General features: G+C 52.7%; 17 protein-coding genes and 1 pseudogene. 1 reads left to right on the forward strand and 17 read right to left on the reverse strand.

Annotated elements, in window-relative coordinates; all coding sequences use genetic code 11:
- Positions 1-22: 22 nt before the first annotated feature.
- The 9 genes and pseudogenes from BLW37_RS05630 to BLW37_RS05670 all read right to left on the reverse strand — a co-directional run bounded on the left by BLW37_RS05630 (position 23) and on the right by BLW37_RS05670 (position 7,506).
- Complete coding sequence (locus BLW37_RS05630; protein WP_091340820.1) at positions 23-1,036, reverse strand: NAD(P)H-dependent glycerol-3-phosphate dehydrogenase; 1,014 nt, start codon at positions 1,034-1,036, stop codon at positions 23-25.
- A gap of 24 nt (positions 1,037-1,060) precedes the next feature.
- Positions 1,061-2,629: an alkaline phosphatase D family protein gene (locus tag BLW37_RS05635; protein WP_091340822.1), complete on the reverse strand. Its 1,569-nt coding sequence runs from the start codon at positions 2,627-2,629 to the stop codon at positions 1,061-1,063.
- A 75-nt stretch (positions 2,630-2,704) separates the two neighbouring features.
- Positions 2,705-4,123 (reverse strand): MBL fold metallo-hydrolase RNA specificity domain-containing protein, encoded by a 1,419-nt coding sequence (locus BLW37_RS05640; protein WP_091340824.1) that lies wholly within the window; start codon positions 4,121-4,123, stop codon positions 2,705-2,707.
- 42 nt (positions 4,124-4,165) lie between these two features.
- Positions 4,166-4,551 (reverse strand): annotated as a pseudogene (locus tag BLW37_RS19015) (four helix bundle protein).
- Positions 4,552-4,810: 259 nt separating this feature from the next.
- Positions 4,811-5,170 carry a type II toxin-antitoxin system PemK/MazF family toxin gene (locus BLW37_RS05650; protein WP_091340825.1) on the reverse strand — a complete coding sequence of 120 codons (360 nt, stop codon included), beginning with the start codon at positions 5,168-5,170 and terminating at the stop codon, positions 4,811-4,813.
- Positions 5,161-5,403 (reverse strand): hypothetical protein, encoded by a 243-nt coding sequence (locus BLW37_RS05655; RefSeq protein ID WP_245785626.1) that lies wholly within the window; start codon positions 5,401-5,403, stop codon positions 5,161-5,163. Before BLW37_RS05655 ends, BLW37_RS05650 begins: the two co-directional genes overlap by 10 nt.
- Before the next feature lie 203 nt (positions 5,404-5,606).
- Entirely contained in the window at positions 5,607-6,026 is a 420-nt protein-coding gene (locus BLW37_RS05660; RefSeq protein WP_091340827.1) for a type II toxin-antitoxin system VapC family toxin, read from the reverse strand.
- On the reverse strand, positions 6,026-6,277 hold the full coding sequence (locus tag BLW37_RS05665; RefSeq protein ID WP_091340829.1) for a type II toxin-antitoxin system prevent-host-death family antitoxin: 252 nt from the start codon (positions 6,275-6,277) through the stop codon (positions 6,026-6,028). The genes BLW37_RS05660 and BLW37_RS05665 overlap by 1 nt, the downstream gene beginning before the upstream one ends.
- A 122-nt stretch (positions 6,278-6,399) precedes the next feature.
- Complete coding sequence (locus BLW37_RS05670) at positions 6,400-7,506, reverse strand: class I SAM-dependent methyltransferase (RefSeq protein WP_139243662.1); 1,107 nt, start codon at positions 7,504-7,506, stop codon at positions 6,400-6,402.
- A 138-nt stretch (positions 7,507-7,644) separates the two neighbouring features.
- On the opposite strand from BLW37_RS05670, the gene gspG reads away from it, so the two are divergent.
- The gene (gspG, locus tag BLW37_RS05675; protein WP_091340833.1) at positions 7,645-8,043 is read left to right on the forward strand and encodes a type II secretion system major pseudopilin GspG; all 399 of its coding nucleotides are present in this window, start codon (positions 7,645-7,647) and stop codon (positions 8,041-8,043) included.
- A 49-nt stretch (positions 8,044-8,092) separates the two neighbouring features.
- Here the strand turns inward: gspG and BLW37_RS05680 are convergent, their stop codons facing one another.
- From BLW37_RS05680 to BLW37_RS18595, 8 genes are all read right to left on the reverse strand, one after another.
- Positions 8,093-9,034 (reverse strand): glycerophosphodiester phosphodiesterase, encoded by a 942-nt coding sequence (locus BLW37_RS05680; RefSeq protein ID WP_091340835.1) that lies wholly within the window; start codon positions 9,032-9,034, stop codon positions 8,093-8,095.
- 85 nt (positions 9,035-9,119) lie between these two features.
- Positions 9,120-9,728, reverse strand: a complete 609-nt coding sequence (gene cysC / locus BLW37_RS05685; RefSeq protein ID WP_091340837.1) for an adenylyl-sulfate kinase — start codon at positions 9,726-9,728, stop codon at positions 9,120-9,122.
- 18 nt (positions 9,729-9,746) lie between these two features.
- The gene (locus BLW37_RS05690) at positions 9,747-11,474 is read right to left on the reverse strand and encodes an SLC13 family permease (RefSeq protein ID WP_091340839.1); all 1,728 of its coding nucleotides are present in this window, start codon (positions 11,472-11,474) and stop codon (positions 9,747-9,749) included.
- A 4-nt stretch (positions 11,475-11,478) separates the two neighbouring features.
- Entirely contained in the window at positions 11,479-12,912 is a 1,434-nt protein-coding gene (gene cysN, locus BLW37_RS05695) for a sulfate adenylyltransferase subunit CysN (protein WP_091340841.1), read from the reverse strand.
- A gap of 14 nt (positions 12,913-12,926) precedes the next feature.
- The gene (gene cysD / locus BLW37_RS05700) at positions 12,927-13,826 is read right to left on the reverse strand and encodes a sulfate adenylyltransferase subunit CysD (protein ID WP_091340843.1); all 900 of its coding nucleotides are present in this window, start codon (positions 13,824-13,826) and stop codon (positions 12,927-12,929) included.
- Positions 13,826-14,524 (reverse strand): hypothetical protein, encoded by a 699-nt coding sequence (locus BLW37_RS05705; protein WP_091340844.1) that lies wholly within the window; start codon positions 14,522-14,524, stop codon positions 13,826-13,828. Before BLW37_RS05705 ends, cysD begins: the two co-directional genes overlap by 1 nt.
- 150 nt (positions 14,525-14,674) lie before the next feature.
- A complete protein-coding gene (locus BLW37_RS05710) occupies positions 14,675-15,874 on the reverse strand; it encodes a hypothetical protein (protein WP_342744200.1) in 1,200 nt (399 codons plus the stop codon).
- A complete protein-coding gene (locus tag BLW37_RS18595) occupies positions 15,871-16,152 on the reverse strand; it encodes a hypothetical protein (protein ID WP_139243663.1) in 282 nt (93 codons plus the stop codon). The genes BLW37_RS05710 and BLW37_RS18595 overlap by 4 nt, the downstream gene beginning before the upstream one ends.
- Positions 16,153-16,307: the final 155 nt, after the last annotated feature.

Below are 16,307 nucleotides of genomic sequence, written 5' to 3' on the forward strand. Positions count from 1 at the left end.
AATCCGTGTCAGGAAGCAAGCATCAATTCGAAGCACTAAACTCTACATCCACATTCGGCTGATTGCTCATCATACCGGCAATCACTTCGCGGACTGGAGCCTGATTAAAGACCACTTCGTATAGCCCCATCACCAAAGGCATATAAATATCTTTTTCAATGGCCTGCTGCCGCACCTGCTTTAAGGTATTGACCCCTTCAGCCACTTCACCAAGCTCCTCCACAGCCGTTGCCAGGCTTTTACCCTGACCAAGCGCAAAGCCCACCCGGTAATTGCGGCTGAGCGGTGACGAGCAGGTTACAATCAAATCACCAATGCCCGACAGGCCTAAAAAGGTCATCGGATTGGCCCCTTCCGCGACGGCAAAGCGGCTCATCTCGGCCAGGCTGCGGGTAATCAGCATGCTGCGGGTATTCTCACCCACCCCAAGGGCCGCACTCAAACCCGAAGCAATGGCATAAATGTTTTTCAAAGTGCCACCCAGCTCTACGCCAAACACATCGTCACTGGCATAAGCCCGGAAGGTTTTGCTGCATAAAATCTGCTGCACACGCTGGCATAAAGCGTCATTTTTGCTGGCAATAACGGATGCAGTGATATGACCCGCGGCAATTTCCTTAGCCAGATTAGGCCCGCTTAGCACGCCAATGGGGTTGTGCGGAAACAGCTCGGTTAAAATATCGCTCATCAGGGCAAAGGTGCTGGCCTCGACCCCTTTGGTGGTGCTGATCAGTAGCTGCGATGGTACCACAAAGGCTTTGGCTTGCTCAGCAACCTGACGAAAGTTGCTGCTGGGAATGGAAACAAAGACAGCTTCAGCGCCCTGCACAGCCCACTCTAAATCGGTACCTGCAACCAGATTGTCAGACAAAGCATAACCGGGTAAATAGCGGGTATTTTCTTTGCTCTGATTCATCGCATCAGCCCGATGCTGATCCCGCAACCACAAACGAACCGGATGGCCATTGGCAGCCATGATATTGGCTATTACGGTACCAAAGCTACCACCACCTAAAACTGCAATATGTTTTCCCATGGTCTGTCCTGTCATTTCATTCGGTTAGCTCAATTGCCTTAACTCTGCTGGCTTTCCGGCTGGCACCGAAAAACTGGCCAATACCGACACCACTGAGTCCGGTTTAGTACTCTCTTCAACGGCAAAGAGGGTCACGTCAGTTTTGCTGTGTTGAATCGTTACCAGGCCATAGCCGCGATACTCGGCATTGGCATACAGCAGATGTGGATTACGGTTCAGATGCCGACGCATGCCGGCAGCTGTTGCATTGCTGCGTGAACTGATGCTGGTGCCGGTAAACTCGGTGGCCACCACTTTCGACTCGTTGTTGTAAGGCTCCGCATGCACTTTGGCAACCCAATTCTGGTGAATATCACCACCCAGCACCATAAGGTTGTCATGGCTGCTTTGCTCAAACAACTGCAACAGCCTGGCTCTGGCCTGTGGGTAACCATCCCAGCTATCACGGTTCATATGTCGCAAGGCTCCGGCATGGTAATTGGCCGGCGTAAAGCGGGTTTGCTGCACCACCAAATGCCAGCGGGCCTGCTGTGCCTGCTCAGAGAGCATCGCCTGTTCCAGCCAGCCTTCCTGCGCCTCACCGAGCATAGAGCGGTAAGGTTCTGCTGCTGCACAGACAGCCGCCACCCCATCCGAAGGTGAGTCACCACAATAGGGTGCCGCCCGGTACTGACGATTATCGAGCAAATAAAGCCTTGCCAGATTGCCGACAGCCAATGTCTGATACAGCTGCAAGGAGCCATGTTTTAATAAGCCTTCAATACCGGCAATCAGGCTGTCGGAGCGAAGTGGCATATGCTCATAGAACGCCTGATAAGCCGCGGCACGCAACCTGGATATATCGCCGCGGCCCTCGGTCGACTGTTGGCCAAAATAATTGTTCTCTACCTCGTGATCATCCCAGGTCACCAACCAGGGGCAAGCGGCATGCATCGCCTGCAAGTCCGGATCGGACTTATAAAGCGCATAACGAGCACGGTAGTCATCAAGAGTCCGAATACGCCTTAAACTGTGTGGCCTGGGCGCTCCAGCCCGGCTGCGGTACTCATAGATGTAATCGCCGACAAAGCACACCAGATCCGGCTGCTGCTCACGCATATGCCGGTAGGCCGTGTAATAGCCATCCTCATAGCGCTGGCAGGATGCATACGCCAACCTAAAGCTGCTCAGTGCTTGCCCGGTGGCGGGAAGTGTTCTGGCCTTACCGAGCCGGCTTTGATATCCCGCTACCCGAAAACGATAATGGTACCAGTGATCCGCTTTAAGCCCATCCAGTTCGACATGAACGGAGTGCGCCAGCGCTGCCAGCGCCACCGCCTGTCCTTGCCGCACCACCTTGGCAGGCTCATCCGCATCAAGCAGCTCCCACTCCACCAGCACATCATCATCCGTCAATTGCTCACTATGCAAACGGGTCCAGAGCACAAAGCCAGTTGCATCCGGTGAGCCACTGGCTACCCCCAACTGAAAGGGATTGCCCCAAAACACCGGCTGGCGAACTTTACCGGCCACATAGGGCAAAGCTGCCGCAGCGGCAACCAGCCCCAGCAGCTTGACAAAATCACGTCGGCGAAAAGTGCGCTTATCAGCCATAGACTACTTTTTTAGTAAAGACTGGGTAGCTTAGCAAATTTCCGGCTCCAGGTAATCAACCCGCAACGACTTCGCTTACTTTGCCACCACAGCCGCAATACCCCGCGCTGTAAACTGCTGTTGCAACGCTTGCTTCGCATCCGGATCGCCATGCACAATCCGCACCTGCTTCGGCTTGCGCCGCATACGACAAACAAAATTCAATAAGCCTTGCTGATCGGCATGGGCAGAGTATCCCCCCAGGGATAAAATTTCCGCCCTGAGCGCAACCCGTTCACCATCGATGGTGACGTAGGCACCTGCTTTGTTGCCAAAACGCTGCAATTGCGCCCCCAGTGTGCCGCGTGCCTGATAACCGACGAAGATCACCTGATGCACCGGATCCGGCAACATCTGCTTTAAGTAATTAACCACCCGGCCGCCCTGACACATACCGCTGGCAGCAATCACGATGGCCGGCATCCTGGTCTGGGTGAGCCGCTGTACCAACTGCAGATGCTCAGCAGCCGAGTCCACCGTAATTAACTGTGCAAAGCTCAGCGGGTGCCGTCCCGCAATCACCTTGGCTTTGGCCTCATCATCCCAGCTGTCTTTAAGTTGGCGGTAAGCACTGGTAAAACGAGCCGCCAAGGGGGAGTCGACTATGACCTTTAATTCATCCCAGCGTAAATGCTGATGAATAGACTGGCCTTTTAATCGGTGGATTAAGCTTTCCAGCTCGTACAGCAACTCCTGCGTACGGCCAATGCTAAAGGCCGGGAAAATCACCGTGCCATTATCCTGCAACGAGTGCAGCAGCGCTTTTTTTAATCGCTTGGTCCGTGCTTTACGGTTCTCGTGGTTTTTATCGCCATAGGTGCTCTCAATCACCACAATATCGGCTCCAACAGGCGGCTTAGGTGCCGGCAATAAGGGCGTATAAGGCGCACCTAAATCTCCGGAAAACACCGTGGTAAACCAGCGCCTGGCTGGCACTGTGCGATGGCGGATCTCCACATAAGCCGAGCCCAGAATATGGCCCGCTACCTGAAAGCGGCACTGTACCTGCATCCCCTCAGCCACAGGCAAATCCAACCAGGTTTTGTAATCCACCGCCACAATTTGCTGCTGCAATAAGGATAAAAAAGTTTCAATCAGAGCCTGGTCGCGGGTCACGCCCACTTTCAGTGCATCTTCGAGCACCAGAGGCAACAGCAAGGCCGACGCTTTAGTGCAGAAGATAGGGCCGCGAAAACCGGCGGCCAGTAAGTACGGAATCCGCCCGACATGATCAATATGCACATGGGTAACCAGCAAAGCGCGGATCCCAGCAAGCGGAAAGTCAATCGATGGCTCGCTGGCCGAACCGCCCGGCCCGGCTTCATCGCCCTGGAACAAGCCACAATCGATCAGCACACTGTAATCATCCCGCAGCTGGTACTGATGGCATGAGCCTGTTACGCCGTCTACTGCGCCGTGGTGGAGGAAGCTGGGGAAGCTGGTGGTTGTCGACATCCTGTCTGCCTTTTTTGGTTTTGAGTGTTGAGTTTTAAGTGTTTAGTTTGGTTTTGAGTTGGCTTGGCTGGTTTTTACTATTTTGGTCAATAGCTTAACGAGATCATCGGTTTGCTCTAACAAGCTTGCTACGTGTGGTTGTTTGTTATCGAGGTAGCCGGTTACACACAAGAGTTCCAACCAGTATTTGGTTTCTCTGGACTCTTTACTGGCTATACTCATTTTGGCGATAAATCCGCTCTCGAGTGACCGGCCTGAGCCTCGTTGATGTTCGCACCGATGGAAGTACCGCAGCGAAGCAGCTGCTTAGAGAGGACATATTCTTTGTGTTCTTTGGTCAAGAACTGATAAAGCTTAACAACCCGAACAGCAAAATCAAAAGACTTGCTCAGCACCCTGCTTGACTCAACCGGCATCCAAAGCCCCATCAACTCAATACAAAGCACTATTTATAGATCATAAATGAAACATCAGCAACCAATAATTCACCACCAAAAACTAAACACTCAAAACTCAAAACTCAAAACTCAAAACTCAAAACTCAAAACTCAAAACTCATGTACTCAGTTTGCTTGCACAAAGCAAAGCGCTAATAAAAATCCTCACAAAAATAGTCAAAAGCAGCCAAGCCAGCTCTTAATTCACAATTCAACATTCACAATTCAAAATTCAAAAAAACTCAGAACCCTAGCCAGCTGTTTTGGCTAAACAATCGCAACCAAAGTAGCGACAGAAGTCCAGCTGTAGTTGCTGAAATCGTTTTTGATTTAACGCACCATAAGACTTGATAACGACCTGCTTTGAAATGACAAAAGTTTTTCTAACCATAACTTTAGAGCTTTTTGGCAAAGACCCTGACGAAAAGTCGGCTTGCTCAATCAAAGATTCATCTCCATGAAGTACACCAATTTTGCTACTGACGGGAATGCCAACAAAGTCATCAAATGGCAAGTTGTCTTTAAAAACGATGACAGGTCTTAACTTGCTTTCTTGCAAGTCAGAGAAATAAAACTTACAAAGTACCAGCTCTCCTTGCTTTAATTCCATGCCTCATCCTCTTCAGCATCCCTCCATTCCTCAACCGTGCCTGCAGAGTGATTTGAAATAGCCTGAAGCTCCACATCAACAGTGTTTTCTTGAATCAGAATAACAACCTTTGCGTGCTTGTTTTGCAATCTGCGATATTCTTCTGGAATGCGGATAATCCCTCCCTGAATATCAGTTTCAAACTCAACTGCGTACATTTTGATTACCTCTGGCTGCCAATCCTTTTCCAACATTCTATACCCAAATCTCAAGCAAGTCGAAATAGAGGCTTAATTTATGAACAGATCCTTGACAATTGACTGGGCTTTCGCAAAGCGAACGCTAATAAAAATCCTCACAAAAATAGTCAAAAGCAGCCAAGCCAGCTCTTAATTCACAATTCAACATTCACAATTCAAAATTCAACATTCAACATTCAACATTCACAATCCAACATTCATAATTGACATTGAAAAGGATTAACCGCAGCCACCCCACTAAAATCAGCCACATTTCGGGTAACAACCATCATGTTATGCACCTGAGCCGTAGCAGCAATCAGGCCATCCATCACAGCAACGCGATCAGGTACATTCATTTTGGCAAACTGCAATGCCACAGCTGCCGTTATATCCAGTATCCGACCATGAAAATGCACTTTTACATAGTGGTCCAGCCAGGTTCGTAGATGCGCTCCCTGAGTTGGATCTTTGCGTTCTAATGACAACACACCAATCTCCAACTCAGTCAACGTAACCACTGATATAAAAAGATCGTCCGCTGCAACCGTTTGCGCCCACTGCCTGACATAGGGATCAAGCCGGTCTGTGCCCGATTTGCGTAGTTCAGAAATGACGTTGGTATCCAGCAAATACATCAGAAATGCACTTCTCTTGCTTTGTCTTTGCTCCGAACCAGCTCAAAATCAATTTCAGCCACAGCAGGATAGGTCAATAAATCAGTAATATGCTCAACTTTAGCGGTTAGTTTGTGATAGTCCTCTGCAGATAACAGCACCGCCTCCAACTCACCACGGTTGGTAATATGCACAGGCCCTGACTTTGCGGCCCGCTTGGCAGCCGCTGCATCATGATTAAACTCCCGACTGGTTACTGTAGTCACCGGCATACATGTACCCCCAAATAAGATATTGTAGGTACATTATAGATCAACAAGGCAGAGCTGCAAAAAAAAGAAAAGAATTCCCACTAAAACCCAACATTCAACATTCATCACTCAACATTACTTTCTCAACTCTTAAGTTTTAGCCTTTGTAAAAGCCGTTGCAAGAGCTTCAAGCGAGGGGTAGGACTCATGCCCTGCCGTGTTTGTTGAAACTGCAGGAGTTGCTCACGCCCATCGGCTACATTGAGCTGTGTTTGCTCTACCTGCCAGTGCATCAATACAGCGACAAAGCCACGTTGTTGCAATAGTTCTTGCACAGTCTGGTGATGTTCTGCCGGGATAAAGGAGTCGATCACGCAATCGGTCACGCCATGTTCGGCCAGCCAGAAATCAACCAACTCAGGCAATAAACCGGCACTGATAATACGCTGTGTCACATCGGCCCAATCGTACTGGCGCTTGGTTTCGCCGGCAAACTGATACTCCTGATAGCGGGCACAAATCAAAGCCGATAACGCCTCAGGTGCCTGCAACCGGCCGCGAGCCACCTTGCTGTACAGCAAGTCACCGGAAATCAGCACTGCCCGCGATGGCGAGAAAGCCTGTCGTGCCAGTGTGGTCTTGCCAAAACCTGGCGGTTGCAACAACAAGTAGGCATAGGGCCTCAGATTTTGCACATGCACGACAAAACGTCTGACTGGATCGGAAGAGCGGATAAACCCCGTCCCCTGCAACTTCCAGGCATATGGTCTGAGCAAAGTCTCCAGGCCTTTTTGGCTTGGAAAGCGAAATGCCTGCCCAGCGATATTCAGTGTGCTCCAGCGCCGCCGACCCGCAGCGATCCCCTGCTCCAGCACCAACACCCCGGAGCTGCTAAGACGCTGCATCAACTGCTGAATAAATTGCTTTTTGCCACTGGCATGATGCAGGGATGACAGCACAATCACATCAAAATGTTCATCCGGCAGTTGTTGCAGTGCTTGCTGGCGAAACTCACAGTCCGGATAGCTGGCTTGCGCCTGGGTGATGCACCCGGCCGAAGGATCAGTCCCCAGCACCCGGGATGCACCTGAAAAATGGGCAAAGCCGCACAACAGGCCATCACCACACATCAGATGCAATACACGCAAGCCCTTCAAATCAGGCAGGCGCAGCAGCTCGATGCGTGGCAGTGAGATACCCGAGTGCAGAAACTCGTATTCAGAAGACGCCAGATCAGGATCCAAGCTCAAAACAACCTCAACAAAAAAGACGAACACCCTCTTTGCCCGCTGGCAGAATAAACAAACGGCAGCAAGCTAAAGCGGGGGTTACGATAGCACAGGATTCATGTAAAATACCCGCATTGTTGTTGAGATAAGGTCTATTTTATGCGTAACCATGGTGTCCGATCGGGCTTTACCCTGATTGAGTTATTGATAGTGATGGTCATTTTAGGCTTGTTGGCGTCCCTGGTCGCGCCTGCGATGTTCTCGAAAGTCGACTCATCCAAGCGCAATACCGCAGAAACCCAGATGCAGATGCTGGCTACCTCGCTGGATGCCTACCGGCTCGACGTTGGCCGCTACCCGGAGCGGCTGGATGAATTGCTGCGCTCCGATGCCCGCAACTGGGATGGTCCTTACCTGCCACGCGAAGTACCGCTGGATCCCTGGGATAACCCCTATGTGTATCAGCGCATCAGCAACAATCAGTACAGTCTGAAGAGCCTTGGCGCAGATGGGCGTGAAGGCGGCGAAGGCGATGACGCCGATATTGTTTACCGCTAAGCAGTGACCAACACGCAATGCACAGCATTGTGCTTACACTAAGGGGCGCTCAACGCCCCGCAGCACCCACATCATCGCCACAAAAATAAGCCACACCCCAGTGCTGCAAACGCAGTATCACGGGTTGTGGTACCACACCGCCAGACCAGGCGCAAAGCAAAATTCCGGCCGCCTTACAGGCAGCCACGGTCTGCTCATTCACATCGCTATAGTGCATAAACCAGCCGCGGCCCCCCTGTTTGGCAATCGCCGCCGCCAACCGCTCTGCAGCCGATCCCGGATACTGCTTTGGATGATGGGCCACCGGCCAAAGCCCACCGCCAAGCTTCGCCGCCTCAGTCAGGATCTGTTGCCGGCGAAGGGAGGGCTCCGGGGTATGCGGATTGGCTGGCATCAGCCCAAGCCAGGGCAATGGGTGGGTGGTGTACCAGCGCGGACAGCTGCTGTGCTGGCCCAGCCAGTTCAATGCATCCCAATGAAAACTGCAAAACACGGTGTGCGCTGCGGCTTGCTCGTTCGCAATCTCCGCCAAAGCCTTGCGCGCCAAAGGCAACCAGGCCTGCGCCTCACGCTCTGGCACCGGCGTTTTTAGCTCGGCCACGCACAAAAAATCAGCCCGCTGCCGGCACAGTGCCAGCAGCTCACGAAACAAGGGAATACGCGCCTCGGCAATATCGGCCTTCAATGGATGCGCATTCGCATACAAGCTGCCCGGCTTTTGCTCACCAATGCGGTACTGCTGCAGTTCGTTGTAATTTAGCTGATGAATGGCCGGCGTTGGGCCTTGCTCAGACAGCCAATCGCCGTCTTGGTGGCGGCAAAAGCCCCGGTTCAACCGGCCATCGTGATGCAGCACCAGGGCTCCATCGGCGGTGAGGCGCAGATCGCACTCAACCCCTACACAGCCAGGCTGCTGCAGGGCAAACTGAAAAGCAGCCAGGCTGTTTTCCGGCATCAGGCCAGCAAAACCACGGTGGGCAATCAATTGCATTTAAACTCCTGGAATGCACCTATTACGGTGCTATGGCAACTTATACAAACACACGTCGGGCTCTTACCCCGAAGGTTCCAAGGCCCTATTCGGTTTCAATAGCAGGAATTAGCTGATGCTGCTCCAGCCACTGCACCACTCGAGCGGCAGCCTCATCAATGGCTAACGACGCTGTCTGCAGATGAATTTCCGGTGCGCCGGGCGCTTCGTAGGGCGCACTGATGCCGGTAAAATCAGCAATGTCACCAGCCCTGGCCCGTCGGTACATGCCTTTGGGATCGCGCTGCTCACAAAGTTCCAGCGGCGTATCGACATAAACTTCCACAAAGTACCCCTTGGCCAAAGCGCGGACACGCTGACGCTCAGCCGCATAGGGTGAAATAAAGGCACATCCGACAATAAGACCAGCATCCAGCATCAAAGCGGCCACTTCGCCCACACGACGAATATTCTCACTGCGCGAGTCAGGATCAAAGCCCAAATCTGCATTGAGGCCATGGCGCACATTATCACCATCCAACAAATAGGTAGCGCAGCCGCGTTCAAACAATATACGGTCTACTGCATTGGCAATGCTTGATTTACCTGACGCTGATAAACCGGTATACCACAACAGGCAGGGATGATGTCCATAAAGGTCCCGGCGCTCCCGGCTCTGAACCGCTGTCGGATGCCATACCAGATTCGTTTGCATACAAAGCCTCTATTCGCTTTAAAAAGGAAACAACTGCGGGATCAACAGCAGGCAAACCAGCAAATAGGTCGCAGCTACCGGCAAGCCAGTCAGCACAAAATGCCGCAGGCGGTACGATCCCGCGTTAAAGACCATCAGATTGGTCTGATAGCCATAAGGTGTGATAAAACTGGCAGAAGCAGCAAAGGCAACCGCCAGCGCCATCGGCATCACCTCGATGCCCATACCAAGCGCCAGGCTGTACGCCACCGGAAACATCAGAGCAGCCGCCGCATTGTTGGTGATCAGCTCCGTCAACAAATAGGTTAGCAGTAAGACACCGGCAAACGCCAGCCAGGCAGAGCCCTGCCCCAGGTGCAGCGCGGCCAGCTCACTGATGTTGTTCGCCAGTCCGCTGCCCGTCAAAGCACTGGCCAGACAAAGCGCCGCTGTCACAATCAGCCAAATGTCTGTCGGGAAACGCCGCTTTATCTCAGCCGCACTCAGGCAACCGGTGAGCAGCAACGCAGCCAACAACGTAGCTGCTGCCGTAAATAACGGCACACCCAGCACTGCCGTGGCAACGACCATGGCCGCAAAGCCCCACCAGGCCAGCTGCTCACGCCAGCCACTGAGCACCGAGTGTGGACGCAGGCCGGAAAGGATAAAGAAGTTGCGTGCCAGGTTGTGCCGGCGGGAAAAGTCCGGCCCGGTGGCCAGCAACAGCACATCGCCGCCCTGCAACTCAATCTCACCAAGCCGTGCTTGCAGTGCCACACCATCGCGGCGAATAGCAACCACAGCGGCATCAAAGCGGGCACGAAAATCAGCGCTTTTTAAGGTATCCCCCACAATGGCCGCATCCTGCTTGACCATCACTTCGGTCATGGCATCGGCGGATAAGCCGGTTCGCTCAGCGTACAAAACCAGGCCATCAAACTGCGACAAGAGCTGCACCTGGCGGACATCGCCACTGAACATCAACCGATCATCTGCCGCCAGCACATCGTGCGGAGCCACCGGGCAAATCCGCTCCTGAGCGCGGACAATCGCCAGCAAAAACAGATCCTGCAAATGGCGCAAACCGGCCTGTTCCACGGTTTTACCAGCCAGTGCAGAGCCCGGCAATACACGGGCTTCCAGCAGGCTGGCAGGTGCTGTCTGTTTCGCCTGGCTCAATGCCGGTAACCAGGGTGCCAGTACAAAGAGTACCAGACCACAGGCCAGTACCAATGCCAGGCCAATCAGCGTGAAATCAAAGAAAGCAAAACCAGCATGGCCTCTGTCCAACAGCATGCTGTGCACAATCAGGTTGGTGGAGGTGCCAATCAGCGTCAGGGTGCCGCCCAAAATAGCGGCGTACGACATCGGCAACAGCAGCTTGCTGGCGGGTTGGCGGGTATTGGCCTGAATGGTGCTTAGCATGGCTGCCACCACAGCCGTGTTATTGAGCATCGAAGAGGACAACGCAGAAAAGCCCAGCACCCGTGCCAGCGAGCCCCTGGCTGAGCCAGTAATTAACCAGCGGGACAGCCGGCGTAGCACACTGGTTTTTTCCAGCGCCACCGCAATCAGCAGGAGCAGCACCAGGCTGGCCAGGCCAGGGTTGCTGGCACTTTGCAGCAAGGTGGCGGCATCAATCAGACCGCTTAGCAACAACAGCAGCAATACCACACCAAAAGCCGTCACCGCGCGCTGTGGCCAGCGGATCAAGCTGGCTACCAACAACAGCATCAAGGCCAGCAGCCCATAGGCTGATATGCTCATGGACTCAGGACTTATCCGTTGCGGCAGTGGGCTTGCGCAGCTCGGGATAGTGCTTGCGCAGCAGGGCAATCACCTCTTGCTCGAACGGCGACAGCGCCACCAGCCTGGTGTGCTGTTGCGGCTCATCCGGCTGCAGCAATGCCGACTCCACCATGCCCGCCCCAACAGTTTGGTTGTTTAAACGATCGATCACAATAAAAGCACCGGTCTGCTTGTTGCTGGCATAGGCATCAAACACCACGGTTTCAGACAACTGCACATCCAGCTGGCCAATTTCATTCAAGCCCAGGGTGCTGGCGGGGGTTTCCTGCAGCGAGTTCACATCCACCCGGTAGTGCACGGTCTCCACCTGCCCGCTGGTCAGCTTGCAGCCAAACTTAAACCAGTACTCACGGCCTGGTTCCAGTGCCTGCTGGTGCAGCCATACCATACGGGCACGTAAACGACTGGCCTGATGCGGCAAGGCATCTTTCGCCACCAGCATGCAGCCGCGGCTGACATCCACTTCATCCGCCAGCGTGAGGGTCACCGACTGCGGGGCTTCGGCCACCGCCAGCTCGCCATCGAAGGTCAGAATGGATTGCACCCGGCTCACGGTACCGGCCGGCAATACCCGCAGCGTATCCCCTACCCGCACCGAGCCCGAGACAATACGGCCCTGAAAACCACGAAAATCGGCATGGGGACGGCATACCAACTGCACCGGCAAACGAAAGTCCTGCGGTGTCGCGCTGCTGCTTACATCCAGCTGCTCCAGATAAGTCATTAAGGTAGAACCACGAAACCAACCCAGTTCCTTACTCGGGTGTACCACATTGTCGCCCTTTAGCGCCGAAATAGGCACAAAACGAATGTCCGGAATATCCAGTGCGCCTGCCAGCTGCAGGTAATCCTGCTGAATTTCTTTGTACCGTGCCTGCGAATAGTTCACCAAATCCATTTTATTCACCGCTACGATCACATGTTTAATGCCCAGCAAGGAACAAATAAAACTGTGGCGGCGGGTCTGCACCTGTACGCCATAACGCGCATCCACCAGAATAATGGCCAGATCACAATTGGATGCACCGGTCACCATGTTGCGGGTGTACTGCTCATGGCCCGGTGTATCGGCAATAATAAACTTGCGCTTATCGGTGGAAAAATAACGGTAGGCCACATCGATGGTAATGCCCTGCTCCCGCTCTGCCTGCAAGCCATCCACCAGCAGCGCCAAATCCAGCGCATCGCCCTGGGTGCCGACTTTCTTGCTATCGGCGGTAATAGCTGCCAGCTGGTCATCAAAAATCAGTTGGCTGTCGTGCAGCAAGCGGCCAATCAGGGTGCTTTTGCCGTCATCGACACTGCCGCAAGTAATAAAGCGCAGCAGCTGTTTGCGTTCATGCTGCTGCAAATAACTCAGAATATCCTGTTCAATCAACGGGGATGCATGGCTCATCGGTGCTTTGAGTACTAAAAGTACCCCTCCATTTTTTTCTTTTCCATGCTGCCACTGCTATCACGGTCAATGACCCGGCCCTGACGCTCGGAAGTTTTGGTCAGCAGCATTTCCTGAATAATGGCCGGCAGCGTATCGGCGTCTGATGCAATAGCGCCGGTCAACGGGTAGCAACCCAGGGTGCGAAAACGCACTTTTTTCAATTGTGGCGTCTCCCCCGGCAACAGCGGCATCCGCTCGTCATCGACCATGATCCAGCCGCCATCGCGCGCCACCACCGGACGCTCTTTGGCAAAATACAGCTCCGGGATCGGGATCTGCTGCTGGTAAATGTATTGCCAGATATCGAGCTCGGTCCAGTTGGATAACGGAAACACCCGGATGCTCTCGCCTTTATCAACCCTGGTGTTGTAAATAGACCACAGCTCCGGCCGCTGGTTTTTGGGATCCCAGCGCTGCTGCTTATCACGAAACGAAAATACCCGCTCCTTGGCGCGGGATTTTTCTTCATCCCGGCGCGCGCCGCCAAACGCAGCATCAAAGCCATGCTGCTTTAGCGCCTGTTTCAGTGCCTGGGTTTTCATCACATCGGTGTGTTTGGCCGAGCCATGGCTAAAAGGCCCTATGCCCTGCGCCAGCCCATCCGGATTGGTATGCACCAGCAGCTCAAAACCCAGCTCACGCGCCATCCGATCGCGAAAGGCAATCATCTCCGCAAATTTCCAGGTGGTATCGATGTGCAGCAGCGGGAAAGGAATTTTTGCCGGATAAAAGGCTTTGCGCGCCAGATGCAGCAATACGGAGGAGTCCTTGCCCACCGAGTACAGCATCACCGGCTTGTCGAATTCGGCCGCTACTTCGCGGAAGATATGGATGGCTTCACTTTCCAGTACAGCAAGATGGGATGCATGCATCAGCCGGCACTCAAGGTTCGGTTTAACTGAAAGGCCTGCATGCTATCGCGCAGCTCGTCGCTGGCATCCAGCCCCAGCCAGTGGATAAAAGACGGAATAATATCGCCCTGCTGCTGCATCTGCGCATCGTAATCGATGATGGTGATGGCCTCCGGGCCAAAGGCCGCGGTGTAAGCAGCAATTAGCGCATCGTAATCGGTCAGCCAGGTATCGTCTTCGACATAAAGTGCCGACCAATAATCTTTGGATGGCCGCCGGCCCGGTTTTTTCGCCAGCTGCGCCCGGTAGGACGCCAGATACTGCGCTTTATCGCGCAGGTACAGCACAATCTTAATCTCGCAGCTCACTGCAGCCAGTAGATCGTTTAGCAGCACCAGCTCGTCTTCAAAGCGCAGCAAAGACAGGCCCTCGGTGCTGATCACCTTATCCAGCCCCGGTTGTTCGGCAGCAAAAGCAGCCAGCCGCTGTTTTACCTGGCTGTAGTAATCGGCCGGAAATGCTTTTATCGCCTGGCGGGCAAAAGAGTCGCGGTTTGGCCGCATGGTAGCGAGGTAACATTCAATGTGGTTGTTCGGAAAATGCAGGCCACGGTAATAGTGCCGGCCATTGTCCAGCAGCCAGCTGCGCTGTGAATTCAGCCAGCGCTGCAGCGAGGTAGAACCGGTTTTATGGCTGCCAATATGCAGGTACAGCGTCATGCAAGAACCCCGGAAACAGAAAAGGCTATTGTACGGTGCTTTGCCTTATTTTTACAGCCTATCGCTGCGTTTAAGCGGCAACGTGCAGCCTTGCAGGCATAAAAAAACGCCCCGCAGGGCGTTTTTAAAAGCGTGAAACTAAAGCAGCAATTACTTGCCGTTAGAATCGTTTACAACAACCAGACGGTCGCCGTTGCCACGCTGGTAAGCAGAGTACACAGTTACGTCTTGCTCTGGAACGTTGGTTACCAGAGTCAGACCTACTGCGAAGTTGCCCGGGCCAGCCAGGTTCACACCTTTAGCAACCATAGCATTACGGATAGCTGCGTTCAGTGAGGTCACAGTACGAGCATTCGAAGTACCAACTTTACCCAGATCCAAAGTGTTACCACCAACTACTGCAGTAGCGAAGATATCACCATTCTGGTTGCCTTTGTTGGTCAGCTGAATGGTTTGCTCAGCAGTCGGTCCGTACAGCATGTACGGGATGTAGACTGAAGAACCGTTCAGGGTCCAGCTGCCAGCACCAACAGCATCAAACACTTTACCAGTAGCAACTGGGCCAGAGTAAGTTACTTCAGACGTTGCACTGAAAGTCTGAGTAGGCAGCACTGGGTTGTGAGTTGCAGTACGGTTGGCTTCTGGATCGATAGTCAACGTGGTGTTAGCTGCGACAGCAGTACACTCAAAGCTTACTGCATTAACAGTAACTGTTAAGTTGGCCAAGCCAGGGCAGGTTGCAGGATCTACTACGAACACACCAGCTGCAGGTTGAATGCCAGCAGTGTTAGCATCGGTATCACGTACCCAGCTGAAGTCACCGGCTAAAGTGTGCTTAACACCAGTAATAGGACGGGCGTAGACATTACCACCAGTCACTAAAGACACGATGTTGAACTGACCATCAACAGTGTAATCACCATTCGGTGCATCTGCGTCTGTAAAGCGACGACGTTGCTGCTCAACATCGATCACCCGTGCAAACGAAGGAGCAGTTGTTGTGAACTGAGAAACTACTTTTACCAGATCAACCTTACGCTCGTCATTAGTACCACCAGTGTCCAGATCAAGACCTGTATTGGTTTTTGCAGAAAAATGCACTGTAGCACCAGCGGCCAGATTTGACTTAGCAAATTCCAGTGCAGGGATAGTGCCAACAGAACCAATGCTGCTGTTGCCATTGGAAGTATCAATAGCGGTTACACGGTAAGTCGCTGACGTGCTGTTTGCTGCGCCACCAGAGATTAAGCTGAAGGTTACAGCTGCTGTGGTACCAGTCGCTGCTACAAAGCTGCTTGGTAATGCAGTTGCTACTGGCGCAGTAAAGGTCAGTGTCAGGGTATCATTCAGGGTATATAATCAGCACCCAGCTCAATAGTAAAACTTGCTGCTGTATGGTTTGCACCAGTTGACGCAAGGTACGGTGCAGTGACCTCATGTGTGGTACCACTCAACTCAGCTGCTTGAACTGCACCAGCAAATGCCAGCACCGCTGAAGCAATTAAGGTTTTCTTAAACATGTTTGTCATGTCTTTCTCCAATTTCATGAAATTTGAGATTTCAGGCTTCGTGCCCTTTTTCTCTTTAGTAAAAACAACCGCTCTAGAACGGTGCGAATTGATTATCATGAATGCTTTTTACTATGTCAATCAAATAAAAAGCAATTTTTTATTATAGAACGACAAACCAGAAGTAAATGCCGAAAATTGCAGCAAAACTCCCCAAATAGTGTGTTTGCGCTGTCCCAAAACCAACACTGTCAAAAAACCCGACAGTGAGCCTG

Source organism: Alkalimonas amylolytica, from assembly GCF_900107845.1.
Lineage (GTDB): Bacteria > Pseudomonadota > Gammaproteobacteria > Enterobacterales > Alteromonadaceae > Alkalimonas > Alkalimonas amylolytica.

Excerpts from the sequence above, each read along its gene's own strand:
- BLW37_RS05650 (WP_091340825.1), bottom strand. The coding sequence starts at position 5,170 with ATGGAATTAAAGCAAGGAGAGCTGGTACTTTGTAAGTTTTATTTCTCT.
- BLW37_RS05640 (WP_091340824.1), bottom strand. The coding sequence starts at position 4,123 with ATGTCGACAACCACCAGCTTCCCCAGCTTCCTCCACCACGGCGCAGTA.
- BLW37_RS05635 (WP_091340822.1), bottom strand. The coding sequence starts at position 2,629 with ATGGCTGATAAGCGCACTTTTCGCCGACGTGATTTTGTCAAGCTGCTG.
- cysD (WP_091340843.1), bottom strand. The coding sequence starts at position 13,826 with ATGCATGCATCCCATCTTGCTGTACTGGAAAGTGAAGCCATCCATATC.
- BLW37_RS05680 (WP_091340835.1), bottom strand. The coding sequence starts at position 9,034 with ATGCAATTGATTGCCCACCGTGGTTTTGCTGGCCTGATGCCGGAAAAC.
- BLW37_RS05705 (WP_091340844.1), bottom strand. The coding sequence starts at position 14,524 with ATGACGCTGTACCTGCATATTGGCAGCCATAAAACCGGTTCTACCTCG.
- cysN (WP_091340841.1), bottom strand. The coding sequence starts at position 12,912 with ATGAGCCATGCATCCCCGTTGATTGAACAGGATATTCTGAGTTATTTG.
- BLW37_RS18595 (WP_139243663.1), bottom strand. The coding sequence starts at position 16,152 with ATGATAATCAATTCGCACCGTTCTAGAGCGGTTGTTTTTACTAAAGAG.
- BLW37_RS05630 (WP_091340820.1), bottom strand. The coding sequence starts at position 1,036 with ATGGGAAAACATATTGCAGTTTTAGGTGGTGGTAGCTTTGGTACCGTA.
- BLW37_RS05660 (WP_091340827.1), bottom strand. The coding sequence starts at position 6,026 with ATGTATTTGCTGGATACCAACGTCATTTCTGAACTACGCAAATCGGGC.
- cysC (WP_091340837.1), bottom strand. The coding sequence starts at position 9,728 with ATGCAAACGAATCTGGTATGGCATCCGACAGCGGTTCAGAGCCGGGAG.
- BLW37_RS05690 (WP_091340839.1), bottom strand. The coding sequence starts at position 11,474 with ATGAGCATATCAGCCTATGGGCTGCTGGCCTTGATGCTGTTGTTGGTA.
- BLW37_RS05655 (WP_245785626.1), bottom strand. The coding sequence starts at position 5,403 with ATGTTGGAAAAGGATTGGCAGCCAGAGGTAATCAAAATGTACGCAGTT.
- gspG (WP_091340833.1), top strand. The coding sequence starts at position 7,645 with ATGCGTAACCATGGTGTCCGATCGGGCTTTACCCTGATTGAGTTATTG.
- BLW37_RS05665 (WP_091340829.1), bottom strand. The coding sequence starts at position 6,277 with ATGCCGGTGACTACAGTAACCAGTCGGGAGTTTAATCATGATGCAGCG.